This window comes from Streptomyces sp. NPDC051180 (assembly GCF_040689545.1).
Lineage (GTDB): Bacteria > Actinomycetota > Actinomycetes > Streptomycetales > Streptomycetaceae > Streptomyces.
On the sequence record NZ_JBFBBC010000012.1, the window covers coordinates 54,075 to 79,830 of the forward strand.

Annotated in this window: 28 protein-coding genes and 1 pseudogene; 15 read left to right on the top strand and 14 right to left on the bottom strand. The window is 73.1% G+C overall.

Going from position 1 to position 25,756, the window contains the following annotated elements; genetic code table 11:
* The 3 genes from AB0424_RS21810 to AB0424_RS21820 form a co-directional block, all read right to left on the bottom strand.
* Complete coding sequence (locus AB0424_RS21810) at positions 1 to 957, bottom strand: WYL domain-containing protein (RefSeq protein ID WP_366307849.1); 957 nt, start codon at positions 955 to 957, stop codon at positions 1 to 3.
* Positions 954 to 2,411, bottom strand: coding sequence for an MFS transporter (locus AB0424_RS21815; protein WP_366307851.1), 1,458 nt, complete (start codon positions 2,409 to 2,411; stop codon positions 954 to 956). The genes AB0424_RS21810 and AB0424_RS21815 overlap by 4 nt, the downstream gene beginning before the upstream one ends.
* 141 nt (positions 2,412 to 2,552) lie before the next feature.
* Positions 2,553 to 3,038, bottom strand: a complete 486-nt coding sequence (locus AB0424_RS21820; RefSeq protein WP_366307853.1) for a MarR family winged helix-turn-helix transcriptional regulator — start codon at positions 3,036 to 3,038, stop codon at positions 2,553 to 2,555.
* 63 nt (positions 3,039 to 3,101) lie between these two features.
* Between AB0424_RS21820 and AB0424_RS21825 the strand changes: the two are divergent.
* Positions 3,102 to 3,470, top strand: a pseudogene (locus AB0424_RS21825) (hypothetical protein); the annotation flags it as partial.
* Between the two features lie 84 nt (positions 3,471 to 3,554).
* Here the strand turns inward: AB0424_RS21825 and AB0424_RS21830 are convergent.
* Entirely contained in the window at positions 3,555 to 3,971 is a 417-nt protein-coding gene (locus AB0424_RS21830; RefSeq protein ID WP_366307855.1) for a VOC family protein, read from the bottom strand.
* A 10-nt stretch (positions 3,972 to 3,981) separates the two neighbouring features.
* The gene (locus tag AB0424_RS21835) at positions 3,982 to 4,473 is read right to left on the bottom strand and encodes a helix-turn-helix transcriptional regulator (RefSeq protein ID WP_366307856.1); all 492 of its coding nucleotides are present in this window, start codon (positions 4,471 to 4,473) and stop codon (positions 3,982 to 3,984) included.
* Between the two features lie 171 nt (positions 4,474 to 4,644).
* Here AB0424_RS21835 and AB0424_RS21840 point away from each other — a divergent pair, with 171 nt between their 5' ends.
* The 4 genes from AB0424_RS21840 (at position 4,645) to AB0424_RS21855 (ending at position 6,786) form a co-directional block, all read left to right on the top strand.
* On the top strand, positions 4,645 to 5,238 hold the full coding sequence (locus tag AB0424_RS21840; RefSeq protein WP_366307858.1) for a hypothetical protein: 594 nt from the start codon (positions 4,645 to 4,647) through the stop codon (positions 5,236 to 5,238).
* Positions 5,239 to 5,315: 77 nt separating this feature from the next.
* Entirely contained in the window at positions 5,316 to 5,750 is a 435-nt protein-coding gene (locus AB0424_RS21845) for a helix-turn-helix transcriptional regulator (RefSeq protein ID WP_366307860.1), read from the top strand.
* 27 nt (positions 5,751 to 5,777) lie between these two features.
* Positions 5,778 to 6,347 carry a hypothetical protein gene (locus AB0424_RS21850; protein WP_366307862.1) on the top strand — a complete coding sequence of 190 codons (570 nt, stop codon included), beginning with the start codon at positions 5,778 to 5,780 and terminating at the stop codon, positions 6,345 to 6,347.
* Positions 6,348 to 6,441: 94 nt separating this feature from the next.
* The gene (locus AB0424_RS21855; RefSeq protein WP_026058798.1) at positions 6,442 to 6,786 is read left to right on the top strand and encodes a DUF2516 family protein; all 345 of its coding nucleotides are present in this window, start codon (positions 6,442 to 6,444) and stop codon (positions 6,784 to 6,786) included.
* A gap of 110 nt (positions 6,787 to 6,896) precedes the next feature.
* Here AB0424_RS21855 and AB0424_RS21860 read toward each other — a convergent pair whose 3' ends face one another.
* The 3 genes from AB0424_RS21860 to AB0424_RS21870 form a co-directional block, all read right to left on the bottom strand.
* Entirely contained in the window at positions 6,897 to 8,126 is a 1,230-nt protein-coding gene (locus AB0424_RS21860) for a fused response regulator/phosphatase (protein WP_366307864.1), read from the bottom strand.
* Between the two features lie 449 nt (positions 8,127 to 8,575).
* Positions 8,576 to 9,625, bottom strand: a complete 1,050-nt coding sequence (locus AB0424_RS21865; RefSeq protein WP_366307866.1) for a C40 family peptidase — start codon at positions 9,623 to 9,625, stop codon at positions 8,576 to 8,578.
* A gap of 243 nt (positions 9,626 to 9,868) precedes the next feature.
* Complete coding sequence (locus tag AB0424_RS21870; protein WP_366307868.1) at positions 9,869 to 10,663, bottom strand: class I SAM-dependent methyltransferase; 795 nt, start codon at positions 10,661 to 10,663, stop codon at positions 9,869 to 9,871.
* Positions 10,664 to 10,840: 177 nt separating this feature from the next.
* On the opposite strand from AB0424_RS21870, the gene mshA reads away from it, so the two are divergent.
* The 3 genes from mshA to AB0424_RS21885 all read left to right on the top strand — a co-directional run bounded on the left by mshA (position 10,841) and on the right by AB0424_RS21885 (position 14,490).
* The gene (gene mshA, locus AB0424_RS21875) at positions 10,841 to 12,208 is read left to right on the top strand and encodes a D-inositol-3-phosphate glycosyltransferase (protein ID WP_366307870.1); all 1,368 of its coding nucleotides are present in this window, start codon (positions 10,841 to 10,843) and stop codon (positions 12,206 to 12,208) included.
* Positions 12,201 to 12,719, top strand: a complete 519-nt coding sequence (locus AB0424_RS21880) for a YbjN domain-containing protein (RefSeq protein WP_366307872.1) — start codon at positions 12,201 to 12,203, stop codon at positions 12,717 to 12,719. Before mshA ends, AB0424_RS21880 begins: the two co-directional genes overlap by 8 nt.
* Before the next feature lie 100 nt (positions 12,720 to 12,819).
* The gene (locus tag AB0424_RS21885; RefSeq protein WP_366307874.1) at positions 12,820 to 14,490 is read left to right on the top strand and encodes a glycosyl hydrolase family 28-related protein; all 1,671 of its coding nucleotides are present in this window, start codon (positions 12,820 to 12,822) and stop codon (positions 14,488 to 14,490) included.
* Here AB0424_RS21885 and AB0424_RS21890 read toward each other — a convergent pair.
* On the bottom strand, positions 14,390 to 15,409 hold the full coding sequence (locus AB0424_RS21890) for an AraC family transcriptional regulator (RefSeq protein ID WP_366307876.1): 1,020 nt from the start codon (positions 15,407 to 15,409) through the stop codon (positions 14,390 to 14,392). The genes AB0424_RS21885 and AB0424_RS21890 overlap by 101 nt on opposite strands.
* Before the next feature lie 103 nt (positions 15,410 to 15,512).
* Between AB0424_RS21890 and AB0424_RS21895 the strand changes: the two genes are divergently transcribed.
* Positions 15,513 to 16,427, top strand: a complete 915-nt coding sequence (locus tag AB0424_RS21895) for an MBL fold metallo-hydrolase (RefSeq protein WP_366307878.1) — start codon at positions 15,513 to 15,515, stop codon at positions 16,425 to 16,427.
* A gap of 101 nt (positions 16,428 to 16,528) precedes the next feature.
* Here the strand turns inward: AB0424_RS21895 and AB0424_RS21900 are convergent, their stop codons facing one another.
* Positions 16,529 to 17,932, bottom strand: coding sequence for an MFS transporter (locus AB0424_RS21900; RefSeq protein ID WP_366307880.1), 1,404 nt, complete (start codon positions 17,930 to 17,932; stop codon positions 16,529 to 16,531).
* A gap of 124 nt (positions 17,933 to 18,056) precedes the next feature.
* Here AB0424_RS21900 and AB0424_RS21905 point away from each other — a divergent pair, with 124 nt between their 5' ends.
* On the top strand, positions 18,057 to 18,818 hold the full coding sequence (locus AB0424_RS21905; RefSeq protein WP_366307883.1) for a phosphoglyceromutase: 762 nt from the start codon (positions 18,057 to 18,059) through the stop codon (positions 18,816 to 18,818).
* A 130-nt stretch (positions 18,819 to 18,948) separates the two neighbouring features.
* On the opposite strand, the gene AB0424_RS21910 is transcribed toward AB0424_RS21905, so the two are convergent.
* Positions 18,949 to 19,167, bottom strand: coding sequence for a hypothetical protein (locus AB0424_RS21910; protein WP_366307885.1), 219 nt, complete (start codon positions 19,165 to 19,167; stop codon positions 18,949 to 18,951).
* A 289-nt stretch (positions 19,168 to 19,456) separates the two neighbouring features.
* Here AB0424_RS21910 and AB0424_RS21915 point away from each other — a divergent pair, with 289 nt between their 5' ends.
* Complete coding sequence (locus tag AB0424_RS21915) at positions 19,457 to 19,816, top strand: hypothetical protein (RefSeq protein ID WP_366307887.1); 360 nt, start codon at positions 19,457 to 19,459, stop codon at positions 19,814 to 19,816.
* Positions 19,817 to 19,891: 75 nt separating this feature from the next.
* Entirely contained in the window at positions 19,892 to 20,362 is a 471-nt protein-coding gene (locus tag AB0424_RS21920; protein ID WP_366307889.1) for a GNAT family N-acetyltransferase, read from the top strand.
* 43 nt (positions 20,363 to 20,405) lie between these two features.
* On the opposite strand, the gene AB0424_RS21925 is transcribed toward AB0424_RS21920, so the two are convergent.
* Together AB0424_RS21925 and phoU are read right to left on the bottom strand one after the other, a co-directional pair.
* The gene (locus AB0424_RS21925) at positions 20,406 to 20,558 is read right to left on the bottom strand and encodes a hypothetical protein (RefSeq protein ID WP_366307891.1); all 153 of its coding nucleotides are present in this window, start codon (positions 20,556 to 20,558) and stop codon (positions 20,406 to 20,408) included.
* 205 nt (positions 20,559 to 20,763) lie between these two features.
* A complete protein-coding gene (gene phoU / locus AB0424_RS21930; RefSeq protein WP_033203724.1) occupies positions 20,764 to 21,444 on the bottom strand; it encodes a phosphate signaling complex protein PhoU in 681 nt (226 codons plus the stop codon).
* Between the two features lie 264 nt (positions 21,445 to 21,708).
* Between phoU and AB0424_RS21935 the strand changes: the two genes are divergently transcribed.
* Both AB0424_RS21935 and AB0424_RS21940 read left to right on the top strand, forming a co-directional pair.
* A complete protein-coding gene (locus AB0424_RS21935; RefSeq protein WP_366307893.1) occupies positions 21,709 to 22,938 on the top strand; it encodes an ATP-binding protein in 1,230 nt (409 codons plus the stop codon).
* Positions 22,935 to 23,615, top strand: a complete 681-nt coding sequence (locus AB0424_RS21940; protein ID WP_188271409.1) for a response regulator transcription factor — start codon at positions 22,935 to 22,937, stop codon at positions 23,613 to 23,615. Before AB0424_RS21935 ends, AB0424_RS21940 begins: the two co-directional genes overlap by 4 nt.
* Before the next feature lie 169 nt (positions 23,616 to 23,784).
* On the opposite strand, the gene AB0424_RS21945 is transcribed toward AB0424_RS21940, so the two are convergent.
* Positions 23,785 to 24,438, bottom strand: coding sequence for a DUF461 domain-containing protein (locus AB0424_RS21945; protein ID WP_366307895.1), 654 nt, complete (start codon positions 24,436 to 24,438; stop codon positions 23,785 to 23,787).
* A gap of 642 nt (positions 24,439 to 25,080) precedes the next feature.
* On the opposite strand from AB0424_RS21945, the gene AB0424_RS21950 reads away from it, so the two are divergent.
* A complete protein-coding gene (locus AB0424_RS21950; protein ID WP_003953493.1) occupies positions 25,081 to 25,563 on the top strand; it encodes a CarD family transcriptional regulator in 483 nt (160 codons plus the stop codon).
* Positions 25,564 to 25,756: the final 193 nt, after the last annotated feature.

Genomic DNA, 25,756 nt, shown 5'->3' on the forward strand with positions numbered 1-25,756 from the left:
TCAGGGGGCGGGCGGCGGTCCGTAGAGGGCGGCGAGTTCGGCGCCGACGCGGGCGAGCGCGGCGCGGGCCTCGGGCGGTTCGTGGAGCTCCACGCGGGCGCCGAGCCCGGCGAGACGGGCGGCGATCACCTCGGGCGACGGGCCGTCGGCCTCGATGGTGGTCCAGCCGTCGGGGGTGCGTTCGCCGTACCGTATCCGCCCGTCGAGCAGGCCCTCCAGGATCTGTTCGGTGCCGGGGGCCGCCCTTCCCCGTACCGTCGCGGCGACCAGCCGGTCCTCCATGCGGGCGGCGAGCGTCCGCCAGACGGCGGCGAGGTCGAAGCCCTCGGGCCGGACGACGGGGGCTCCGGTCTCGGCGACGGAGGTGACGCGGCCGATCCGGAAGGTCCGCAGCCCGCGGTCGGTGTCGGCGACGAGGTAGCGGGCTCCGGCCTTCGCGGCGATCCCGAGCGGGCGGACGGTCCGCTCGTGCGGGTCCCGGCCGGGCCGGGCGTACCCGATCCTGAGTTCGCGGCGTTCGACCACGGCCCGCTGGACGGGCGCGAGCAGCGGCTCCCCGGTGTCGGCCCCCGTCCAGTCGGCGCCGTCGGCGACCCCGGCGCGGGCGGCGGCCTCGGCGCCCTCTCTGAGCGGGGAGGGGAGTGCGCGTACGAGCTTGCGCAGGGCGGTGCGGGTCTCCTGGTTCGGGGCGGCGGAGTCCGCTCCGGTCAGGAGGAACAGTGCGCGGATCTCGGGAGCGGTCAGGCCGGTGAGGTCGGTGCGGGCGCCGCCGACGAGCGACCAGCCGCCGCCCTGGCCGGCCTGCGAATAGACCGGGACCCCGGCGCTCGCGAGCGCTTCGAGGTCCCGGCGGGCGGTCCGTTCGGACACGTCCAGTTCGGCGGCGAGTTCGGCGGCGGTGACCCGCTGTCTGGTCTGGAGGAAGAGCAGGGCGGCGACGAGTCGGTCGGCTCTCATGCCGCCATTGTCAGGGACTCCCGCGGGTGTGCCGGTCGGCGGCGCAGGACGGTGAGGGCGACGGCCAGGGCGAGCAGCAGGAGTCCGGCGCCGACGCCGAACGCGAGGCGGTAGCCGCCGGTGAGGGCTTCGGCTGCCGGGCGGCCGGCCTCGGTGAGGGATCCGGTGCGGGTGGCGGCCAGGGTGGAGAGGACGGCGACGCCGAGGGCCATGCCGATCTGCTGCGTGGTGTTGAACAGGCCGGAGGCGAGGCCCGCGTCGGCCTCCTCGGCACCCGACATGGCGAGGGAGGTGAGGGCGGGGAGCGCGAGCCCGAAGCCGGCGGCGAGCAGCATCACGGGGAGCAGGTCGGTGGCGTAGGAGGCGTGGACGGGGACGCGGGTCAGCAGGGCGAGGACGCCGACGAGGAGCACGAGCCCGGCGAGCAGCACGTTCCGCTCGCCGAAGCGGGCGATGAGGCGGGCCGAGACGCCGAGGGAGACGACGCCGATGACGACGGCCGCGGGCAGCATCGCGAGGCCGGTCTCGGCGGCTCCGTACCCGAGGACCTTCTGCAGGTAGAGCGCGACGAGGACCTGGAAGGAGAACAGGGCGGCGACCATCAGCATCTGGACGGTGTTGGCGCCGGCGACGCTCCGCGAGCGGAGGATCCGCAGGGGCATGAGCGGGTTCGCCGCCCTCGTCTGGCGGACGAGGAAGCCGGCCAGCAGGGCGGCGGCGAGGCCGCCGAGGCCCAGGGTGTGCGCCGAACCGGCCCCGTACTCCTCGATCTTGACGACCGCGTAGATGCCGGTCATCAGGCCGGAGGTGACCAGCAGCGCGCCCGCGACGTCGGCGCCGCCGCCGGCCCGCAGGCCGGGGCCGTGGTCGGCGGGCAGGGCGCGGACGGCGACGAGGAGGGTCGCGAGGCCGATCGGCAGGTTGATGAAGAAGATCCAGTTCCAGGCCAGCGCGTCGGTGAGGACGCCGCCCAGGACCTGCCCGACGGAGGCTCCCGCGGCGCCGGTGAAGCTGAACACGGCGATGGCACGGGCGCGTTCGCGGGGTTCGGTGAAGAGCGTGACGAGGATTCCGAGGCCGACGGCCGAGGACATCGCGCTGCCGACGCCCTGGAGGAAGCGGGCGGCGATGAGGACGCCGGGGTCCGCGGCGGCCCCGGCGAGGAGCGAGGCGGCGGTGAAGATCCCGGTGCCCGCGAGGAACATCCGGCGGCGGCCGATCAGGTCGCCGAGGCGGCCGGCGAGCAGGAGCAGCGAGCCGAAGGCGATCAGGTAGGCGTTCACCACCCAGCTGAGTCCGACGGGCGTGAACCCGAGGTCGCCCTGGATCGCGGGCATCGCGACCGTGACGATGCTGCCGTCGAGGACCGTCATCAGCATGCCGGTGGCGAGGACGCCGAGGGCGAGCCGGCGCGAGGCCGCGGCGGGGGTGCGGGGGCGGGTGGTGGTGGGCATGGGTCTCTCCTGTCCGAGGGAGGCAACAGGTAAGACGCTAGCAGAAGGTTTTGTTGCAGACTATTTTTTACGAGAGTAGTTCCGAGGTGTGGGGGAGTTCGTCCCGTTTGTTCTGCTTTCGTATGGTGGATGCGCCCCGCGTCAGCCGCGCTGCCGTGCCCGGCGGGCGGGCCTGGCGCTCTCGACGGGGGTCTCCAGGTGGCCCGTCGCCAGCCGGTTCAACGCGCGGACGAGTACGGCGCGCTCCTCCTCGGGCAGCGAACCGAGGGCGCCCTCGTGCACGCCGTCGACGATCCGCTGACTCTCCCGCGCCACCCCCGCGCCCTTCTCCGTCACCGCGATGATCCGCGCCCGCCGGTCCGTGCTCGACGGCCGCCGCTCGGCCAGCCCCGCCTTCTCCAGGGCGTCGACCGTCACCACCATCGTGGTCTTGTCCATGTCCCCGATCTCCGCGAGCTGCGCCTGCGTCCGCTCCTCCTCCAGCGCGTGCACCAGCACGCAGTGCATGCGCGCGGTCAGCCCGATCTCGCCCAGTGCCGCCGCCATCCGCGTCCGCAGGACGTGACTGGTGTGGTCGAGAAGGTAGGAGAGGTCGGGCTCGGTCCGGGTGGGCGCCATGGCGGTCATGCCTGCCAGCGTAACGAGACTCGATCCGTCGCGGATTGTCGAGAAGCGGATCAGTGGGGGCGGAGTCCGCTCCTCGCGCGGCTCGATCCCGCACAGGGGTCGCGGCTCGCGGCCCTGCCGTACGAGCTGGTGTGGGCGACGACCTGGGAGGCGGACGCGAACGCCTGGGTCGCGCCCCGCCTCGGGCTGCCCGAGCTGCCGGTCCTGCCCTGGACGGACGGCCCGGGCGCGCCGGGACTCCACTGGAAGACCCCGGCGCTGGTGGCGTGGGCCGAGGGGCGGCCGTTCGCCTGGGTGGACGACGAGATCGGACCGGCGGACCGGGCCTGGGTCGCCGCGCACCACGCCGGGCCGGCGCTGCTGCACCGGGTGGACGCCCGGCGGGGGCTGGTCGCCGCGGACTTCGCGGCGCTCACCGCGTGGGTGCGGTGAGCGGCGCGAAGGAGCGGCCCGGGGTCCGGCGCGCGGGCTGGGCCGTTCGGGGGCCGGTTGCCGGGCCCGGCGGTGCGGGGGCGGTCAGGACTTGCGGGGCTGGGTGAAGCGGACCATGTTGCCGGACGGGTCGCGGAAGGCGCAGTCGCGGACGCCGTAGGGCTGGTCGACGGGCTCCTGGAGGACCTCGCCGCCGGCGGCGCGGACGTTCTCGAAGGTGGTGTCGACGTCGTCGGTCGCGAAGATCACGCCGCGCAGCATGCCCTTGGCCAGCAGCTCGGCGACGGCCTGGCGGTCGGCGGGGGAGGCGTTGGGGTCGGCGAGCGGCGGTTCGAGGACGATCTCGACGTCCGGCTGGTCGGGGGAGCCGACGGTGACCCAGCGCATGCCCTCGAACCCGACGTCGTTGCGGACCTCCAGGCCCAGGGCGTCGCGGTAGAAGGCGAGCGACTTGTCGTGGTCGTCGACGGCGATGAAGCACTGCGAGAGTTTGACGTTCATGTCGACGACGCTAAATCGCGACGGTCGATTCCGCTTCTCTGATCCTGACCGGTTCTCGCCGTCCGGTCGGCTCTCGGCGTCGGGTCGGCTCGGCGTTCCCCGCGGGTTCGCGGTGCCGGGCGGGGCGGGTGAAGATCTTGGCGACGCACGCCGGGATCGCCGCGCCCGTCTCGTGGCGGCGGGCCCGGTAGGCGCTCGGGGTCTCGCCGACCAGTTCGGTGAAGCGCGAGCTGAAGGAGCCCAGCGACGTGCAGCCGACGGCGAAGCAGACCTCGGTGACGCTCAGGTCACCCCGCCGCAGCAGGGCCTTCGCCCGTTCCACCCGGCGCGTCATCAGATAGCTGTACGGCGTCTCGCCGAAGGCCGCGCGGAAGCTGCGGGTGAAGTGCCCGGTCGACATGAGCGCGACCTTGGCCAGCGCCGGTACGTCCAGGGGCGACGCGTAGTCGCGGTCCATGGTGTCCCGCGCGCGCCGCAGCCGTACCAGGTCCTCAAGGGTCACCCCCTCAGCATCGCACGCGTGCCCGAGCCCGGTGCCCCCACCCGGCTGGCAGAAAATCGACGTGCCGCCGGGGGCCCCACCGGGGGATCCTGGGCCCGCCGCGGCCCGCCGCGGCCCGACGCCCGCCGCCGCACCGTCGACCCCCGACGCGGTCCGCACCGAGGAGCCGAGTTGATCACCGAGTACCAGCAGCGGCGGCGCGAGCACTACCTCGCGGCCGACGTCATGCCCGCCCCCGGACCGTGGCGCCCCGTGGGGGCAGGCGGGATTCCCGTCGGGGGACTGCTCGGCATCGGGTTCGCCGTCTGTCCCGACAGCGGGCGCGACCTCGTCATGGTCGTGTCCCACGGCGGCCACGGCCTCTTCGACGCGGTCACCGGCGAGCGGATCGCCCGCGACCGGGAGCCCGATCCCGCGACGAGCACCCCCGACGCCGACCCGGACCTCTCCTGTCCCGGGCTGGGCCCGCTCGCGGGCGTCCCGGTGCGCATCGCCGGACTCTTCGGCGGCGGTCTGCACCGCACCACGCCGGACGGCTGGACCCTGGACGTCGTCAGCCCCGAGTGGCCGCACCACCGTGTCCTCCTCTCCGCCGACGGCGGGGCCCACCGGGGGCCCGCGGGCGGGACGTGGTGGCACGTCCTCCACTCCCGGCACTCGGAACTCCGCGCGGCCGGCTTCTCGCCCTCCGGTCTGAGCCTGGCGGTCGCCACCAGCAGCGACCTCACCCCCTGGACCCGGCCCGAGCCGTACTTGGACGCCTGAGCGGCGCCCGTTCCCGGGAGCGACACGCTTGCAAGCATCTGCTTGCAATAGTTAGCAGGAGCTGGCATGGTCGGGGCATGGCATCGCTCAACGTCGGCAATCTCGGTGAGTACCTCCGCGACCAGCGGCGGACCGCGCAGCTGTCCCTGCGGCAGCTCGCCGAGGCGGCCGGGGTGTCGAACCCGTACCTGAGCCAGATCGAGCGGGGGCTGCGCAAGCCCAGCGCCGAGGTGCTCCAGCAGGTCGCGAAGGCGCTGCGGATCTCGGCGGAGACGCTCTACGTCCGGGCGGGGATCCTCGACGAGAAGGAGCGGGAGGAGCTGGAGACGCGGGCCGTCATCCTGGCCGATCCCTCGATCAACGAGCGGCAGAAGCAGGTGCTGCTCCAGATCTACGACTCGTTCCGCAAGGAGAACGCCGCGGAGGCCGCCGCCACGGCGGCCGCCGAGCAGGCCGAGCAGGCCGCCGCGCAGACCGCGGACGTGCCCGATGCCGAACCGACTCCGAGCTAGTACGCCACACCGGGAGGAACCACCAGCATGGCCATCATCGACGAACTGCGTACCCCTCTCTACTTCGCCGCCGGCACCGCCGACCTCGTCGCGCAGCAGGCCAGGAAGGTTCCCGGCCTGATCGAGCAGCTCGCGGCCGAGGCGCCCGCCCGCATCGAGGCCGTGCGCAAGACGGACCCGAAGGTCGTGCAGGAGAAGGTCTCCGCCCAGGCCAAGGGCGCCCAGGCCACCGTGCAGTCGAAGTTCGCCGAGGTCGTCGGCGGGCTCGACACGGACCTGAAGAAGCTGGGCGAGACCGCCCAGGACTTCGCCCTCCGCGGTGTCGGCGTGGCCGCCGAGTACGCCGTGAAGGCCCGCGAGAAGTACGAGGAGGTCGCCGCGCACGGCGAGGAGGCCGTCAAGGCGTGGCGCGGCGAGGCCGCCGAGGAGATCGTCGAGATCGCCGTCGTCGTCGAGCCGGACCCCGAGCCGGCGGCGGAGAAGGAGACCCCGGCGGAGGCGTCGGCCGAGGCTCCCGCCGAGGCCCGGAAGGCCCCCGCCAAGCGGACCGCCACCCGCAAGTCCCCGTCGAAGAAGGCCGCCGCCGAGACGGAGTAGGCGTCCGGGGCACCATTGCGGGTACCCGGGGCGTTGTACCGGGTACCTTGACCGCGAGGCGCTCTCTCCACATCTCCACTAGGCGGTGCTCAGCATGTTGCGCGCGGGATTCGACTCCCTTCTCTCCCTGGTGATCTTCCTGGTCTTCACCGGCTTCGCCGTCGCCGCGCTCGTCTTCGCCGCGATGGCGCGCGAGGACGCCTACCGCGCGGCCGAGAAGCAGACGAAGAAGTTCTGGCTGATCATCCTGGGCATCAACCTCGTCCTGAACCTGCTGCTGCCGATGCTGTTCCTGCAGATCGCCGGGCTGATCGCCGCCATCGTGTTCATGGTGGACGTGCGCCCCGCGCTCGCGCAGGTCTCCGGCGGCGGCCGGGGCCGCCGTGGCGGCGGCTCCAGCAGCGACGGACCGTACGGCCCCTACAACGGCGGTCGATAGCCGCCCGCGGCCGGGGGACCGGCCCGCGGGACGGGAAGACGGCACAGGGCCCGGGGATCGTTCCCCGGGCCCTGTGCCGTGTCCGCGCCGGGCGTCCGGCGCCCGTTCCGCTATCCCCGGGTCCGGTCCCTCTCCAGGGCCAGGACGGCGACGTCGTCGGTCAGTTCGCCGCCGTTGAGCGAGCGGACCTCCGTGACGGCCGCCTCCAGGAGCTCCTCGCCGCGCAGCCCGGAGGCCAGCTGGCGGTTGATCATCGCGACCATGCCGTCCTGGCCGAGCCGGGGTGAGTCGGGGCCGTCCGAGCGGCCCTCGATGAGACCGTCGGTGTACATGAGCAGGCTCCAGGCCCCGCCCAGCTCCACCTGGCGGCGGGGCCAGCGGGCGCGCGGCAGGAGTCCGAGGGCCGGGCCGCCGTCCTCGTACGGCAGCAGCCTGGCCACCCTGCCCTGGCGGGCGATCAGCGGGGACGGGTGGCCGGCCAGGCAGAGGCCGGCCCGGCGCCCGTCGGGGGCGATGTCGACGGTGCAGAGCGTCGCGAAGATCTCCTCGCTCTCCCGCTCGTGCTCCAGGACCTGCTGCATCGTCGAGAGCAGCTCGTCGCCGCACAGGCCCGCGAAGGTCAGGGCCCGCCAGGCGATCCGCAGCTCGACCCCGAGCGCCGCCTCGTCGGGGCCGTGGCCGCAGACGTCGCCGATCATGGCGTGGACGGTGCCGTCGGGCGTGCGCACGACGTCGTAGAAGTCGCCGCCGAGCAGTGCGCGGGAGCGACCGGGGCGGTAGTGCGCCGCGAACCGCAGGTCGGAGCCCTCCAGGAGCGGGGTGGGCAGCAGTCCGCGTTCCAGGCGGGCGTTCTCCTGGGCCCGCAGGCGGGACTCGGCCAGCTTCACCTGCACGGCGTCGGCGCGCTTGCGCTCGACGGCGTACCGGATGGCCCGGCTGAGCAGCCGGCCGTCGAGCTCCTCGCGGAAGAGGTGGTCCTGGGCCCCGACGCGTACCGCCTCGGCCGCGAGTTCCGCGTCCGCCGACGCCGCGAGGGCGAGGACGGCGTGGCGCGGGGCGAGGCGCAGGATGTGGCGCAGGGGTGCGAGCGGGTCGTCGCCGGCGGCGGCCCGGGGGCCGGGCAGGGAGAGGTCGACGAGGACGCAGTGGACGTCGTCGGTGAGGAGCCGCTCGGCCTCGGTGAGGTTGCGGGCGGTGCGGATGCGGACCCGGGTGCCGGCGGCGTCGAGCAGTTCGGGTACGGCGAGAGCACCCGCCGGGTCGTCCTCGACGACCAGGAGGGTCAGATCGGTGCGATCGCCTGTGGCGGTGACTGTGCCTGTCATAGCGGTGGCGTCCATAGGGGTGGCCTCGCCGGGTCCCGCAGCTGCAGAGACGATTCTCTGACGCGGTAGCGATACGGGCATCGGTCCGGGTTTCCTTCCCTCCCCCCGAGGGTGCGCAGGGCGCCGGGTGGCGCCCCGCCCGTCCCGGACCCTAGCGGTAGGGCGGTGCGCAGCGGAATGGTGATCAGCCTGTGAGCCCGCGCGGCGTCGTTGGCATATGCCGCGGAAGGGGAGGTACTCGCCCTCCGGAAGCCCCTCGGCGGGTCCCGGAGGCAATGAGAAAGGTCACGCCCGCCCCGCGGCCACCGGTCCGGCCGCCGCGCGCGTGGTCCTGGCGGAGGGACGGCCCCGCGCGCTCCCGGCCCCCGGGAGGGGACGGCCCCGCGCCCGGTCCCGGGGGAGGGGGCGGCCCCGGGTGGCCACGCGTGGCCACGGGCCGCCTCGCGCCGCTCGGGCGCTCTCCGTCACGTCGGGCGGACGACGCCCAGGATCTCCATGGAACCGGCACCCGCGAGGGTCACGTTCCGGCCGGGGCGCGGGGCGTGGACGATGGCGCCGTTCCCGACGTACATGCCGATGTGGCTGGCGTCCTTGAAGTAGACGATGAGGTCGCCCGGCCGCATGTCCTTGATGTCCACACGCGGCAGGAGGCGCCACTGCTCCTGCGAGGTGCGGGGGATGCCGAGGCCGGCCGCGCCCCAGGCGCTCTGGGTCAGCCCGGAGCAGTCGAAGGTGCTCGGCCCCTCGGCGCCCCACTCGTAGGGCTTGCCGATCTGCGCCGTGGCGAAGGCGACGGCCTTCTTGGCCTCCGGCGTCGCCCCGGCCTTCAGTCCGTCGAGCACGCCGGTGCCGAGCCAGGTCGTCTGGGCGCGGTACTGGGCCTGCTCCTCCAGGCGCCGCAGCCGCTCCCGCTCCTCGGCGGCGAGCTCGGACTCCAGCTTCTCGGCCGCGGCGATCTTGTCGGTGATCTCCTTCTTCGCCTTGGCCTGCCGGACGCGGTTCGCCTCCAGCTTGGTCCAGTTCGCGCCGGCGTCCTTGGCGTAGACGTCCAACTGGGCCTGGGTGCGGTTCATTTCGCCGAGGAGGTCCGTGGTGGCCTTCGCCCCGGCCTTGAGCCGGCCCGCGGTGTCGAGGAAGAGCTGCGGGTCGTCGGTGAGGACCAGCTGCGCGCCGTCCGGGAGCCCGCCGTTGCGGTACTGGGCGCGGGCGGCGGCGCCCGCCCTGGCCTTGAGGGCCTCGATCCTGGCGCGGCCGGCCACGATCATCCGGGCGACCTCGACGATCTCGGCGGACTGCTCCCGGGTCTTCTCCTCGGCGAGGTTGTACGCGTCGGTGGCGACGGCGGCCTGCCGGTACAGGGCGTCTATCTCCTTGCGCACCTCCTCCAGGCTCTTCTTCGGCGGCGGAGGCGGGAGCGGCGCGGCGGATGCCTGGAGGGTGAGCGCAGGCGAGGCCAGCACGGTCAGGGCGCAGATCACGGTGATCGCGGCAGTGGCGTGGCGGCGTCGGTTCACTAGCTCCCCCTCGAGCGACCAAATCTGATTTACCGTCAGTAACTTGCCGGTGACCTTGGTGATAGTGCCATGCGAAACCGGAAAGCAACAGGGGAAACCGGGGCCTGTCGGGCCCGTTCCCCCCACGGGTGACGAGTGATCCGCGCGTGGCGTTCCCTCCGTACCGGAATTTCGCCGGGAGTCGGGCCGGACGCCCGCGGCCCGAGGGCCCCGCGCCCCCCCACTCCCGGCCGGGGCGCCCCCTCAGCCCCGGGGTGCCAGCGCCTCCCAACGCACAGTCACCTCGCCCTGGCGCCACCGCCGCGGGCCGTCGGCGAGCGGCCAGTCGGCCGCCAGGTCGCGGACGGAGCGGATCCAGCGCTGACGCGCCCCCAGCGAGGCGTACGGCGCGGCGGCCGCCCACGCGCGGTCGAAGTCGCGCAGGAAGGCGTGGACCGGCTCGCCCGGCACGTTCCGGTGGATGAGCGCCTTGGGCAGCCGCTCCGCCAGGTCCGACGGGCGGACCAGCGACCCCAGCCGGGTCGCGAAGGTCACCGTGCGGGGGCCGTCCGCGTCGAGCGCCACCCACACGTGCCGGCGTCCGATCTCGTCGCAGGTCCCCTCCACGAGCAGCCCGCCGGGCGCGAGCCGCCCGCGCAGCCGCTCCCACACGGCCGCGACCTGCTCCTCGTCGTACTGGCGCAGCACGTTCGCCGCCCGGATCAGGGCGACCCGGCCGGGCACGGGCACCTCGAAGCCGCCGTGGACGAACGCGAGCCCCTCGTGCTCGTACGGCTTCGCCGCCTCCACCCGGGCCGGTTCGATCTCGATGCCGTACAGCCGGGTGCGCGGCTCGGCCGTGCGCAGCCGGGCCAGGAGCTCGACGGCGGTCCAGGGCGCCGCCCCGTATCCGAGGTCGACCGCGAGCGGCGGCTCGACGGAGCGGCGCAGGGCGGGGCCGTGGACGGCGGCGATCCAGCGGTCCATGCGGCGCAGACGGTTGGGATTGGTGGTCCCGCGGGTCGGTGTGCCGACGGGGCGGGTGGTGCGCGGGGCCATGCCCATGAGCGTACGGGGTGGGGGGAGGGGGCCGGGTCCGGCAACGAATTGGCAAAGCGCCGACCCCGATGGAAATGAAAGGGGTCATTCCGGTGTTGTGGCGGCTGGAGGACGCTCCGTGTCCTCAGCGTGCCCCGAGCGGCCCCCGAGGCCCCCCCGAGCGGAAGGACCGCCGACGTGAGCCAGTACGTGTCCCGGTTCGCCGGCACCCGGCACCGGCACCAGGCGCCGACCAGGCTCCGGCTCCCCGGCCGGCACCGCACCCCGCGGCGGGTGGCCATGCTCAGCGTCCACACCTCGCCGCTGCACCAGCCGGGCACCGGTGACGCGGGCGGCATGAACGTCTACATCGTCGAGCTGGCCAAGCGCCTCGCCGCCATCGACATCGAGGTGGAGATCTTCACCCGGGCCACCACCGGCGGTCTCCCGCCGGTCGTCGAGCTCACCCCAGGCGTCCTCGTGCGCCATGTGGACGCCGGTCCGTACGAGGGGCTGGCCAAGGAGGAGCTGCCGGCCCAGCTCTGCGCCTTCACCCACGGCGTGATGCAGGCGTGGGCGGGCCACCGCCCCGGCCACTACGACCTGGTCCACTCCCACTACTGGCTCTCCGGCCACGTCGGCTGGCTGGCCGCCGAGCGCTGGGGCGTGCCGCTCGTCCACGCCATGCACACCATGGCGAAGGTCAAGAACGCGGCGCTCGCCGAGGGCGACACGCCCGAGCCCGCGGCCCGGGTCATCGGCGAGACCCAGATCGTCTCCGCCGCCGACCGGCTGATCGCCAACACGGCCGAGGAGGCCGACGAGCTGTCCCGGTTCTACGAGGCGGACCCCGGCAAGATCGCGGTCGTCCACCCCGGCGTGAACCTCGACCACTTCCGCCCCGCCGACGGCCGGGCCGCCGCCCGCGCCCGGCTCGGGCTGCCGCCGGACGCCTTCATCCCGGTCTTCGCCGGCCGGATACAGCCGCTGAAGGCCCCCGACATCCTGCTGCGCGCGGCCGCCCTGCTCCTGGAGCGGGACCCGTCGCTGCGCTCCCGCATGGTCGTGCCGGTGGTCGGCGGCCCGAGCGGCAGCGGCCTCGCGAAGCCCGAGGGGCTGCAGAAGCTGGCCGCCCGGCTCGGCATCGCGGACATCGTGCGCTTCCACCCGCCGGTGGGCCAGGACCGGCTGGCGGACTGGTTCCGCGCGGCCAGCGTCCTCGTCATGCCCTCGTACAGCGAGTCCTTCGGCCTGGTCGCCATCGAGGCGCAGGCGGCCGGCACCCCGGTCGTCGCCGCGGCGGTCGGCGGTCTGCCCGTCGCGGTGCGGGACGAGACGACGGGCTTCCTCGTCCAGGGGCACGATCCGGCGGACTACGCCCGCGCGCTCGGCAGGTTCGTGGACGAGCCGGGGCTGTCGGCCCGGATGGGCGCGGCGGCGGCCCTGCACGCCGGTTCGTTCGGCTGGGACACGGCGGCCTCGGGCACGGCGGACGTCTACACGGCCGCCATGCACGACCACCGGCTGCGGGAGAACCGCCGTCGCGTACGCTCCCACCATGGCTGAGGACGAGGCCGGGAACCCGGTCGGGGACGTGCGGCGGATCATCGAGTCCGTCTTCGACGACGCGGAGCTGGAGTGGGAGTCGCCCGAGCCCGGCTCGTACGTCGTCAAACTGCCGGGCACGCGCAAGCTGTTCACCACCCTGTCGCTGCGCGCCGGCCGACACTCGCTCTCGCTCAACGCCTTCGTCATCCGGCACCCCGACGAGAACGAGGCGGGCGTCCACCGCTGGCTGCTGGAGCACAACCTCAAGCTGTACGGGGTGAGTTACGCGGTGGACGCGCTCGGCGACGTCTACCTCGCCGGCAAGCTGCCGCTGGCCGCCGTCACGCCCGAGGAGCTGGACCGGCTGCTCGGCTCCGTCCTGGAGGCGGCGGACGGCGACTTCAACACCCTGCTGGAACTGGGCTTCGCGTCGGCGATCCGGCGCGAGTACGCGTGGCGGGTGTCGCGCGGCGAGTCGACCCGCAACCTCGACGCGTTCAAGAACCTGGTCGCCAAGTCCGGTAACTGACCCCTCGCGCCCCCTTCACCGCAAGGGCCTTCTGCTGGCATGCTCGCGCTCTGCACAGATCTGAATGCCGTTCATATACGTGAAAGGTTCAGGGTCGGTCATGGCACTCGGCAGAAGGCAGTTCGTCGGCGGCGCGGTGGCGGTGGCGGGAGCCGCGACCGCGGGACTCGGCACCACCGCGTTCACCCCGCCCTCCCACCCGCCCACCCGCACCGCGGCGCTCTGGCGGGAGTTCGAGGCCGCGCCGTTCACCCATCCGCAGATCCCCTACGTGGGCCGGGCCGGCGCCCACGCGGGCGCGCGCCGGACGCCCCGCCCCCGGGTCACCGCGAACGTCCTCGACCACGGCGCCCTCCCCGACGGCTCCGCCGACGCGGCCCCCGCGATCAACCGGGCCCTCGCCGAGGCGGGAGAGCGCGGCGGCGGGACGGTCCTGCTGCCGCCGGGGACGTACCGGATCGACGACTACCTCCGGATCGGCCACAGCGGGGTCGTCCTGCGCGGCGCCGGCTCCGGCCGCACGACCCTGCTCGCGACCCGCAACCTGACCGAACTGATCGGCCCCTACGGCTCCCGCTACGGCGGCGACAAGTCGTCCTGGTCCTGGGCCGGCGGCCTGATCTGGCTCTCCCCGCACGCCCGGCACGCCTCGCTCGTCGCCGCGATACGCGACCGGGCCTGGCCCTTCGAGGGCTGGACCGGCAACCGCCGCGACGAATGGACCACCCTCACCGCCCTCCGCCCGGCCCGCCGGGGCGACCGGCGGGTCACCGTCGAGGACCCCTCGGCCCTCCGGCGCGGCTCCCTCGTCCTCCTCCGCCTCGCCGACGACCCCGCGCACACCCTGCTGGCCCACATGGCGGGCGGCGGCCCGGGCCCGGAGGCGTACCACTGGGCCGACAAGACCAAGCTGACCAGCTACGTCCCCTACGAGTGGCCCGTGCGGATCACCGCCGTGCGGGGCCGGACGGTGACCCTCGAACGGCCCCTCCCCCTCGACCTCCGCCCCGAGTGGGACCCCCGGCTGGTCACCGGCGTCACGCCGCTCACGGACGCCGGAGTGGTGGGCCTGACCCTGGCGGCGGTCGAGACGCCGCAGGCGCCGCACCTCCTCGACAAGGGCCACAACGGCGTCGTCTTCCAGTGCGCGTACGACTGCTGGGCCGAGGACGTCGTCGTCCGCCACGTCGACAACGGCTTCGGGCTCGTCGCCGCCTCCGCCTGCACCCTCCGCCGCACCCGCGTGGAGGGGCGCGGCTCCCACCACCCCTACTTCTGCCGGGAGGGCGCGCACGACAACCTCGTCGAGGACTTCCACGTCGCGGCCCGCACCGTCCCCGCCCCCGCCGGCACCCAGCTCCACGGCATCAACGTCGAGGGTCTCTCCAGCCACAACGTCTGGTCGCGCGGGGTCATGGAGACGGGCACCTTCGACACCCACCGGGGCATGCCGTTCGCCGACGTCCGGACCGAGATCACCGTCGAGAACGACGGCCGCCACGGCGGCGACGCCTCCGCAGGGCCGCTCTACGGGGCCCGCTTCGCCCACTGGAACGTGACGGTCACCAACGGCCGCGCGGGCCTCGTGAGGATCGACACCGTCGCCCCGTACAGCGCGACCGTCGGCATCAGCGAGGTCCGCGAGTTCGACCAGATCGACGTCCCGGACTTCACGGGCGACCTCCACGCGCGCGTGGAGGCGTACGGCGCACCGGAGGCGGTCCACCCCCGGAACCTGTACGAGGCGCAGCGGGCCCTCGACCCGAGGTGACCCGCTCCGCGCCGCTCCGGTACCGCCCCGGCGTCGTCCCGAACTCGCGGCGGAACGCGTGCGAGAGGGCGTACGGCGTGCTGTAGCCGACGTGCCGGGCCACCGCTGCCAGCGGGTCGCCGGTGTCCCGGAGCAGGGTGGCGGCCCGGGTCAGCCGCCACCACGTCAGGTACGCCATCGGGGGCCGGCCGACCAGGGCGGTGAACCGGCGGGTCAGGGTGGGCGGGGAGACACCCGCCTCGGCCGCCAGCCGGTCGACGGTCCACGGCGCGGCGGGATCGGTGTGCAGCGCGCGCAGCGCGGCGGCGGTCACCGGGTCGCCCAGCACCGCCGGCCAGACGCCGGACCCGCTCTCCGCCATCCAGGAACGGACCATGTAGACGAGCAGCAGGTCGAGCAGGCTGGGGAGGGCGAGGCAGGAGCCCGGCCCCCGCCCGTCCAGCTCCCCGCCCAGCAGGTCGATGGCGGCGCGGAGTTCGGGGTGGCCGTCGGCCCGGCCCGGCAGGTGCACGAGCGGCGGGAGCTCCGCCAGGAGCGGGTGCACATGGCTGCGGTCGAGCCGGTACTTGCCGCAGAGCATCTCCACCCCGCGCTCCCCGGGGACGGGCAGGGGCGGGCGCGGCAGGGTCCCGTCCGCCCACCGGCCGAACGGCACCGCCCGCGCCACCGTCGCCGCGTCGGCGGGCGCGTCCGCGATGACGTGTCCGGTGCCGTGCGGCAGCAGCACCGCGTCCCCGGCGCCGAGCACGACCGCCTCGCCGCCGTCGGGCAGCAGCCAGCAACCGCCCTTCAGGACGACGTGGAAGCCGGCGCCCTCGTACGGGTCGAGCCGCGTGCACCAGCGTCCGCCCACCCGCACCCGCTCGGAGGAGGGCTGCCCGGTGCGGACCGTCGCGATCGCGTCGCTCACCACGTCCATGGCGTGAGCGTATCCGGCACCGCGTCCGTGGTGAGCCTTCCTCGTATCCCGGGGAGCTTGTGGAGCATTGAGGCGCTCAGCGCCCTTTCCTAGGCTCGACCGCATGACGAACGAGAGCGCACAGAGCATCGTCCTGGGGGACGTCGAGGTCATCCGGATCGTCGAGTGGCAGGGGCCCTTCGCCCCCGCCCGGACCCTCGTCCCGGACGCCGGGGCCGAGGTGTGGAAGGGCAACGAGGAGTGGCTGGCGCCGGACCACTGGGCGCCCGACGAGGACAGCGCCGTCATGGCGCTGCAGAGCTGGGTCCTGCGCAGCGGCGGCCGGACCGTCCTCGTCGACACCGGGGTGGGCGCCGGGCGCGAGCGCCCCGGCTCACCCCACTTCCACCACCGGACCGACGACCTCCCCGGCCGGCTGGAGCGGGCCGGCATCCGTCCCGAGGACGTCGACGTCGTCGTCAACACCCACCTCCACGCCGACCACGTCGGCTGGAACACCCGGGACGCCGGCGGCGCGTGGGTCCCCACCTTCCCCAACGCCCGCTATCTCGTCCCGGCCGCCGACGACTTCCACTTCGGGCCGGACAACGGCTACGGCGGCGGTCTCCACGCGGACGACCGCCTCGTCCACGAGGACAGCGTCGCGCCCGTGCACCGGGCCGGCCTCGTCGACCTCTGGGACGGCGCCCACCGCATCGACGACCACCTCGTCCTGGAGTCCGCGCCCGGCCACACCCCCGGCTCCGCCGTCCTCCGGCTCGCCTCCGGCACCGACCGCGCGGTCTTCGTCGGCGACCTCCTGCACAGCCCCGTCCAGATCCTCGACCCCGGCCGCGCGAGCTGCTTCTGCCTCGACCCCCGTGGCGCCTCCGCCACCCGCCGCCGTGTCCTCGAACGGGCCGCCGACACCCGCGAGCTGGTCGTACCCGCCCACTTCGGCGGCTCCGGCGCCGCCGAGGTCCGCCGGCAGGGGACGGGCTTCGCGGTCGCCGGGTGGGCGACGTACCCGGGGGAGTGAGCACCCCGCCAGGGGTCCGAAGCCCCGAAGGGTCCCTCCCCGACGGGGTGCGAGGTCCCCGCGGGGATCCGGGTCGGACGGGGTCCCCGCGGGGATCCCGGTCAGACGCCGACGGCGGACGACCCGGAGCCCTCGGCCTTGGCGACGACGGGGGAGACGACGGGCACGGCCGCGGGGGCGACGGTCTCGCCCTCGGCCTTGACCGCGTCCTCGATCCCGACGGCGTCCTCGGCATCGCCGTCGCGGTCGGTCCCGTCCGGGGTCCGTGCCCCGGTCGGGGTCCCCGTGTCGTCGTCGGCGAGGGCCTTCCGCAGCCGGGTGTAGTACCCGACGGCGGCGAGGACGCCGACGGCGGCCGTCGCCGCCCACAGCACGTCGGGCCCGGGCCCGCCGACGATCACACCGGCCAGGATCGGGGCGACGAAACCGGCGACCGCCCAGGACATGCCCATCACGCCCTGGTAGCGGCCTCGGGCGTGCTCGGGGGCGAGACGGGCGGTGGCCGCGGCGTTCGTCGGGACGTGGATCATCTCGCCGACCGTCCAGACGATCACGGTCGCGGCGAACGCCACCGGGGAGCCGGCCAGGGCGGTCGCGCCGGTGCCGAGGGCGAAGAGCAGCGAGGAGAGACTCAGCAGGAGCACCGGGGAGCGCTTGTCGGTCAGCTTGTTGACGAGCAGCTGGAAACCGACGATCACGATGCCGTTGACGGCGATGACGACACCGTACGAGGAAGGCGAGAGGCCCTGGCCGGCCATGGTCAGCGGCAGGCCGATCCAGGGGGCGGTGAAGACGAGGCAGACGAGCAGGTTGAGCAGGACCAGGGTGCGGAACGGGGCGTCGCGCAGCACGGTCAGCATGCTGACCTTCTCCTCGACGACCGGCTCGCCCCGCTGGTCGAGGCGGGCCTCCGGGCGGGTCTCCGGCAGCCGGAGGAAGACGATCACGGCGCACAGGACGGTGGCGACGGCGTCGACGACGAAGAGGGTGCGGTAGCCGAGGAAGGCCGCGGCGCCGCCGCCGATGGAGGCGATGGCGAAGCCGAGGTTGAGGGCCCAGTAGTTGAGGGCGTACGCCCGGCGCACGTCGTGGGCCGGGACCATGTCCGCGATGGTGGCGTTGATGGGCGGCCGGACGGCCTGCATGGCGACGCCCATGAGGAGGACGACGACGGCGATGGCCCAGGCGCTGGTGACCACGGCGAGCGCGGCGGCGCAGGCGGCGGCCGCCAGGTGCATCGTGACCATCGTGGGACGCCGGCCCCAGCGGTCGGTGAGCGCCCCGCCGAGGGGCGAGCCGGCGACGCCGCCGAGCCCGTGCAGGGCGACGACGAGTCCGGCGAACCACGCGGAGTGCCCGAGCTCGATCGTCAGATAGAGGGAGAGGAAGGTCAGGACGAAGGCCCCGGTCCGGTTGACCAGGGTCGACAGCCACAGCCACCAGAAGCCCGGCGGGAGGCCGGAGACCGTCGTCCGGGCCGATCGTCTGAGCGAATGGATGGACATGTGGTGCGGCCCCCTGCTTTCGTAAGCCCTGCTTCTGGCTCCCGTAACTTACGTATCTCAGGGGTCGGACGCCAGCCAATTGACGACGCGCGTCAATCGTCAGCGGTCGATTAGGCTCCTACGCATGGCCGACGCACCGTACAAGCTGATCCTCCTCCGCCACGGCGAGAGCGAGTGGAACGAGAAGAATCTGTTCACCGGATGGGTGGACGTGAACCTCACCGCGAAGGGTGAGAAGGAGGCGACGCGCGGCGGCGAGCTGCTCAAGGACGCCGGCCTGCTCCCCGACGTGCTGCACACCTCCCTGCAGAAGCGCGCCATCCGCACGGCGCAGCTCGCGCTCGAGTCCGCCGACCGCCACTGGATCCCGGTCAACCGCTCCTGGCGGCTGAACGAGCGCCACTACGGCGCTCTCCAGGGCAAGGACAAGGCCCAGACCCTCGCCGAGTTCGGCGAGGAGCAGTTCATGCTGTGGCGCCGCTCGTACGACACCCCGCCGCCGGCGCTCTCCGACGACAGCGAGTACTCGCAGGCCCACGACGCCCGCTACGCGACGATCCCGCCGGAGCTGCGCCCGCGGACCGAGTGCCTCAAGGACGTCGTCGAGCGCATGCTCCCCTACTGGTACGACTCGATCGTCCCGGACCTCCTCGCCGGCCGCACGGTCCTCGTCGCCGCCCACGGCAACAGCCTCCGCGCGCTCGTCAAGCACCTCGACGGCATCTCCGACGCCGACATCGCCGGTCTCAACATCCCCACCGGCATCCCCCTCGCCTACGAGCTCGACGAGAACTTCAAGCCCCTCACCCCCGGCGGCACCTACCTCGACCCGGACGCCGCCGCGGCCGCCATCGAGGCCGTCAAGAACCAGGGCAAGAAGAAGTAAGAAAAACGATCATGCCCCCGACCCGCGCACACGGCGCGGACCGGGGGCATTTTCACGCTCCGGGCCCGTGCGGGGAGCCTCAGGGGGGGGGCATCCCCGTGAGGCCCCGTGGCCGGGCCGGTCGCCGGACCTAGTTGTTGCGGAGGATCTGCCCGGCCCGTCGCCCCTGACGGGACTCGTGGATGCCGAGCAGCTGAACGCCCTGACCCAGGAGGGCGATGATGCTGTTGATGAAGTCCTTGTGGTCCTCGTACCAGCCGAGGAGGCCACGGTGGTGGTGGGTGTGGTGGACGTCGGTGGTGAAGACCTTGTCTCCGTGCGTGGTTTCTGCGATGTACTCGTGAGCCACTGCGCCCCCCTTGGGCAGACCGTCACCGTATGCCATATGGCATGTTCTTAGTGTAACCATCCCGATGTCGGATTTCATTCCGTTGGGCGAAAGGGCGCGTGCGGCGCTCGACCCCCGACAGCTCGCGTCGCACGTGCCGCGGTGCGCCCGGCTGGGCCGGACGGGTGAGGGGGAAACCTTACGGCCGTGGTGTGCCGGTCACGGGGTGCAGGAGGGGGCTAGAGGTGGGGAGGGCCGCGGGCGTCCCCGCGGCCCTCACCGCCTCACCGTCCTCGCGAAAGAGAACCCCGTGCGTCTCCGTCACTCCGCCGCCGCCCTCTGCGGCGCGCTCGCTCTCACCGCCACCCTCGCCTCCCCGGCCTCCGCCGCCACCGGCGACTTCGGCTACCGGTTCGTCGGCATCGGCGGCGACCAGCAGTGGATCACGCTGCACGACCCGGTGAACGCCTCGTGCGTCACGCTCGCCGAGGCCGCCGACCCGGGGTCCTCCGAGCCCGCCTTCGCACCGCACAACGACACGGACGAGTTCGCGGTCGTCTTCACCGGGCCGGACTGCACCGGGGAGTCCTGGACGCTCCGTCCGCACGGCAGCCCGACCACCGACCTCCTCAAGCTCCGCTCGGTGGTGTTCGTGGCCTCGTACGCGTAGGCCGGTCCGGCGGTCGTTCCGTCCGGTCCGGATATTCGGGGGCGGCTCCCCCGGCGAGTGGCTACCGTCCACCGCATGAGCACGTCACTGCGCCTGGAGCAGGTCACCCCTGCCAACGTCGACGCCGCCCTCGCGCTGCGCGTCCACCCGCATCAGGAGCGGAACGTCGCTCCCGTCGCCCACTCCCTCGCCGAGGCGTACGCCTTCGGGGAGACGGCATGGCCGCGGCTGGTCTTCGACGGCGACGAGCTCGTCGGCTTCCTGATGGCGTTCCTCGACATCCCGTGGGACGAGAAGAAGGACCCCGCCGACCGCCGCAGCGGTCTCTGGCGCCTCAACATCACCGCGGAGGGCCAGGGGAAGGGGTACGGGCGCTTCGCCGTCGAGGCCGTCCGGGAGGAGCTCCTCCGGCGCGGTGAGAAGAGGCTGTTCGTGACCTGGGAACCGGGCGAGGACGGGCCCGGCGCCTTCTACCGGAAGCTCGGTTTCCGTACGACCGGCGAGCTCAGCGGCGGTCAGACCGTCGGCGTCCTCGACATCGGCTGAGCGGGGCGGGGCGCGGTCGTCGCCGCGCCCCGCCCCTCACCGGTCAGCCCGAGCAGCCTCCGCACTGGCACGGTGATCCCGACTGGCAGCCGCAGCCGCAGCCCGAACCGCAGCCGCAGGCCCCGAGCACGGGCAGGAACACCGCCTCGCGCGGGGCTTCGGGCGAGGAGTCGGTGGTGATGGGCGAATCGGCCATGGGGATCCCTCCCTTAGGAGACGCGGATTCGTCTCTCCCCACTGCATGCCCGCCCTGCCGGGCGCATCAACGGCGCACCGGGATCGCGCGCGCCGTCCGTGCGCCCCCTACTGATGCCACCGTGCGCCGTCCACGAGCCGCGCCCCGCCGGCCGCGCGCGGCGGTCGTGCCCCCCCGACACGACCCCCGACGCGCCCGGCCCCGCCTACGCGCCCTCGACCGGCGCGTCCGCCGCCTGCAGTTCGTCGGCGTGCTCGCCGGTCACCAGGTAGACGACCCGCTTGGCGACCGACACGGCGTGGTCGGCGAACCGCTCGTAGTAGCGGCCGAGGAGCGTGACGTCGACGGCGGTCTCGATGCCGTGCTTCCAGCGGTCGTCCATCAGGTGCTGGAAGAGCGTCCGGTGCAGCAGGTCCATCTCGTCGTCGTCCTGCTCCAGCTGGAGGGCCAGGTCGACGTCCTTGGTGATGATGACCTCGGCGGCCTTCGCCATCAGGCGCTGCGCCAGCTGGCCCATCTCCAGGATGGTCGCGTGCAGGTCCCGCGGCACCGCCGTGTCGGGGAAGCGAAGCCGCGCCAGCTTCGCCACGTGCTGGGCGAGGTCGCCCGAGCGCTCCAGGTCGGCGCTCATCCGCAGCGAGGTCACCACGATCCGCAGATCCGTCGCCACCGGCTGCTGGCGGGCGAGCAGTGCTATCGCCCGGGCCTCCAGGTCGTGCTGAAGGTCGTCGACCTTCTGGTCCGCCGCGATCACGCTCTCCGCGAGCTTCAGATCCGCGTCGAGCATGGCCGTCGTGGCGCGCCCGATCGCCGACCCGACGAGTCGGGCCATCTCGACCAGGCTCTCGCCGATCGAGTCCAGTTCCTCGTGGTACGCGTCCCGCATGGATGTCCCTCTCTACGCAATGCTCCGGGGTCCGGGTGGGGCTCGGACCCCCACGTTGCCACGTTCGGCCCCCTACGCGTCCGGTTCCGACACCTGACGTGAACCGGCACTTTCCCCAAGGTGAACTCTGGGCGACGCCCGCCACCGCGGCCCCCGGGTCAAATGAACCGGTCCCGTCTCCACGGTGAACTCTGGGCGACGAGTGTTCGAGCAGGCACTCGGACGGCTGGGAGAGTGTCCGTCGCCCCGCATAACCTTGAGGGCATGGACGTGAACGCGGCGGTCGCCGCATTGGCAGCGATCGCCGGAGTGTGTACCGGCGTGATCGCCATGTTGGCGTTCCGCTGGAGCGAACGCGACCACGCGCGCCCCACCCGTACCTCCCTGCACACCGACGCCGTGCTCCCGCCCGGCGTCGACACCGTGCTGTCCGTGCTGCGCTCCTCCGCGGTCGTCCTCGACGAGAGCGACTCCGTGGTGAAGGCCAGCTCGGCCGCGTACGCGCTCGGCCTGGTCCGGGGCGGGAAGCTGGCCGTCGAGCCCATGCTCAACATGGCCCGCGACACCCGACGCGACGGGGAGATACGGCAGGTCGAACTGGACCTGGCACGGCGCGGCACCGGACGCGGCGAGGCCCTCGCCGTCTCCGCCCGGGTCGCCCCGCTGGGCTCGCGGCTCGTGTTGCTCCTGGTCGAGGACCTCACGGAGGCCCGCCGCATCGAAGCGGTGCGGCGCGACTTCGTGGCCAACGTCAGCCATGAGCTCAAGACCCCGACGGGCGCGCTCTCGCTGCTCTCCGAGGCCGTCATGGACGCCTCGGACGACCCCGAGGCGGTCACCCGCTTCGCCGGCCGCATGCAGATCGAGGCGACCCGCCTCACCAACCTCGTACAGGAGCTCATCGACCTCTCCCGCGTGCAGAACGACGACCCGCTGGAGGACTCCGAGCCGGTGTCCGTGGACGAACTCGTCGCCGAGGCGATCGACCGCTCCCGGCACACGGCCACCACCAAGCAGATCACCATGGCGTCCGGGGGGACCGCTGACCTGCGGGTCTGGGGCAGCCGCGGCCAGCTCGCCGCCGCCCTCGGCAACCTCGTCGAGAACGCCGTCAACTACTCACCCGCCCACACCCGCGTCGGCATCGCGGCCCGCAAGATCGCCGCGCCCGGCGGCGACCTGATCGAGATAGCCGTCACCGACCAGGGCATCGGCATCCCCGACAAGGACAAGGAGCGCGTCTTCGAGCGCTTCTACCGCGTCGACCCGGCCCGCTCCCGCGCCACCGGCGGTACGGGGCTCGGCCTGGCCATCGTGAAGCACGTGGCCGCCTCGCACGGCGGGGAGGTCACCGTCTGGAGCACCGAGGGTCAGGGCTCCACCTTCACCCTGCGGCTGCCCGAGGCGGGCTCCGCACGGGACCGCCGGCCGGCTCTCTCCCCCACCCCTGATCTCATGACCGAACCGCTCCCCGCCCCGGAGGTCCTTCCGTGACCCGAGTGCTTGTCGTCGAGGATGAGGAATCCTTCAGCGACGCCCTGTCGTACATGCTCCGCAAGGAGGGCTTCGAGGTCGCCGTCGCGGCGACCGGGCCCGACGGCCTCGACGAGTTCGAGCGCAACGGAGCCGACCTCGTCCTCCTCGACCTGATGCTTCCGGGGCTCCCCGGTACCGAGGTCTGCCGCCAGCTGCGCGGCCGCTCGAACGTCCCGGTCATCATGGTGACCGCCAAGGACAGCGAGATCGACAAGGTCGTCGGCCTGGAGATAGGAGCCGACGACTACGTGACCAAGCCCTTCTCCTCGCGGGAGCTGGTCGCCCGCATCCGCGCGGTGCTCCGCCGCCGCGGCGAGCCGGAGGAGGTCACCCCGGCGGCGCTGGAGGCCGGCCCGGTCCGCATGGACGTCGACCGCCACGTGGTGACGGTCGGGGGCGGCAAGGTCGACCTGCCGCTGAAGGAGTTCGACCTCCTGGAGATGCTGCTGCGCAACGCGGGTCGTGTGCTGACCCGCATGCAGCTCATCGACCGGGTCTGGGGCGCGGACTACGTCGGCGACACCAAGACGCTCGACGTCCACGTGAAGCGCCTGCGGGCGAAGATCGAGCCGGACCCGGGCGCCCCGCGCTACCTGGTCACGGTCCGCGGCCTCGGCTACAAGTTCGAGCCGTAGACGGCGCACGTACGCGAGGAGCCGCGCCCGGACGTGAAGCACGGCGCGCGGCCGTCCCGTACGGCGCCCGGGAGCGAGGAACGGCGCCCTGGCGTGAGGAACGGCGCCTGGACGTGAGGAGGGGCGCCCCCCGGCCGGGGGGCGCCCCTCCTCACGTCTGTGCGTGCGGTCAGTGACCGGCCGTGTGGCTCGCCTCGCCCGACGGCTCGGCGCCGTGCTCGCCCTCGCCCTCGCCCTCGCCGGCGCCGTGCTCGGCGTCACCGGAGGGGGAGGCCGAGGCGGACGGCGTGGCGCCCGGCGGGGCCGGGACGACGCTCGGGCCGAAGTCCTTGAAGTAGCTGGTCGCCGGGACGACGAAGGCGCTCAGGCTCACCTCGCCGGTCTTGCTCAGCTTGAAGACGACCTTCTGGGCGTTGCCGTTGCGGGCCTCCGCCAGACCGTTCTCGACGACGGCGGAGGCGTTGCCCTCGCCGCCGATGACGACCGAGCCGAGCGCCGGGACGGTGATCGGGCCGGCGCCCTCGGCCGCCTTCAGCTTCACGGTGCCGAGCGTGCCCGGAAGGGTGATCGACTCGATGACCTGCGGCAGGTTGCCGTTGTTGAAGACGGTGGCCGAGACCACGGCCGGGCCCTTGACGCCGATCTCGGGCTGGGTGATCACCAGCGCGTTCTGGATCTTGACGTCGTCCACGGTGACGGCGGCGTTGTCCGGCCGCACTTCCAGCGTCTGCGCGTTGTTGCCGGCACCGCAGGCGGACAGCGCGGCGATGGAGAAAACGATGGCGGTGGCGGCGAGGGCGCCGCGTCGAAGGCTGCGGCTCACGGCGGCGGCTTCTCCTAGGACGTACGGACAGGCTTGGGAACTGAGGAACAACTAAGGGTGTGTCAGCGCGCTTAGGTTACCGAGCCGCACTCTCCGTCCCGCACCCGACCCGCCCCTAACCGACCGCGGTCGTCTCCGGTCGCCGCGGGGCCGGCCGTCCGGAGCCGCCCCCGGGTGCGGTCCCGGCGCCGCTCCGGCCGCCGGCTGACATGGCCGGATCACGACCCATTGACCTGGTGTTCACATATCCGCCTTGATCAATTCGAGGTGCGCCGCGCATTCCCCGGAGTCGCGGCTCCGGAAAATCCCCGAGCCGCGTCGACTGATCAATTGCGGAATCCCTCGCGGATGCATCCGTACGAGTGGACGATCCTCGAACGGAGTACGCGAAGAAGGGCAGTCCGAACCAGACAAATCAGGACATCGAGCCTGCCTTGAGTGGCTCGGGGTAGGTGTAACGTGCGCGTTTCTCTCTGTCCGCACAGCCGCTCCGACCTGCGAATACCGCCTTCCGGAAGCTCTCCGCAGCACGATCGGCTTGCCGTTGTCAAGCCCCGAGATATGCCCTGACCTGCGAAAACGCCATTCAGAAGAAGCTGAATCCGTGTTACCCTGGATAGCCACGGAAGGGGTACCTGTCACATGACGTTCAAGGTTGGCGACACCGTGGTCTATCCCCATCACGGGGCCGCGCTGATCGAGGCCATCGAAACTCGCCAGATCAAAGGCGTGGACAAGACCTACTTGGTGCTCAAGGTCGCGCAGGGCGACCTGACTGTCCGCGTGCCCGCGGACAACGCGGAGTTCGTCGGAGTCCGCGATGTGGTCGGTCAGGACGGGCTGGACCGGGTCTTCGAGGTGCTGCGTGCGCCGTACGCCGAAGAGCCGACGAACTGGTCCCGTCGCTACAAGGCAAATCTCGAGAAGCTCGCCTCCGGCGATGTCATCAAGGTCGCCGAAGTAGTCCGCGACCTGTGGCGGCGCGAGCGTGAGCGCGGGCTGTCCGCAGGTGAGAAGCGCATGCTCGCCAAGGCTCGCCAGATCCTGGTGAGCGAGCTCGCCCTCGCGGAGAACACGAACGAGGACAAGGCCGAGGCTCTCCTCGACGAGGTCCTCGCGTCCTGAGCGTGCTCAGGCCACGTCCGAGGACCCCGTCCGACGACCCGCCCGAGCGCGCTGCCAAGTGAAGCGATGCTGCCGCGGCGCCCGCTGGCGTGCTGTGATCCACACAGTGCCGTCGCCGGGCGCTGCGGCATGTTCGCGTACGAACGCGGAGCGTACGCACGGCCGTACACACACGGACAGCCTGAACGGGCAC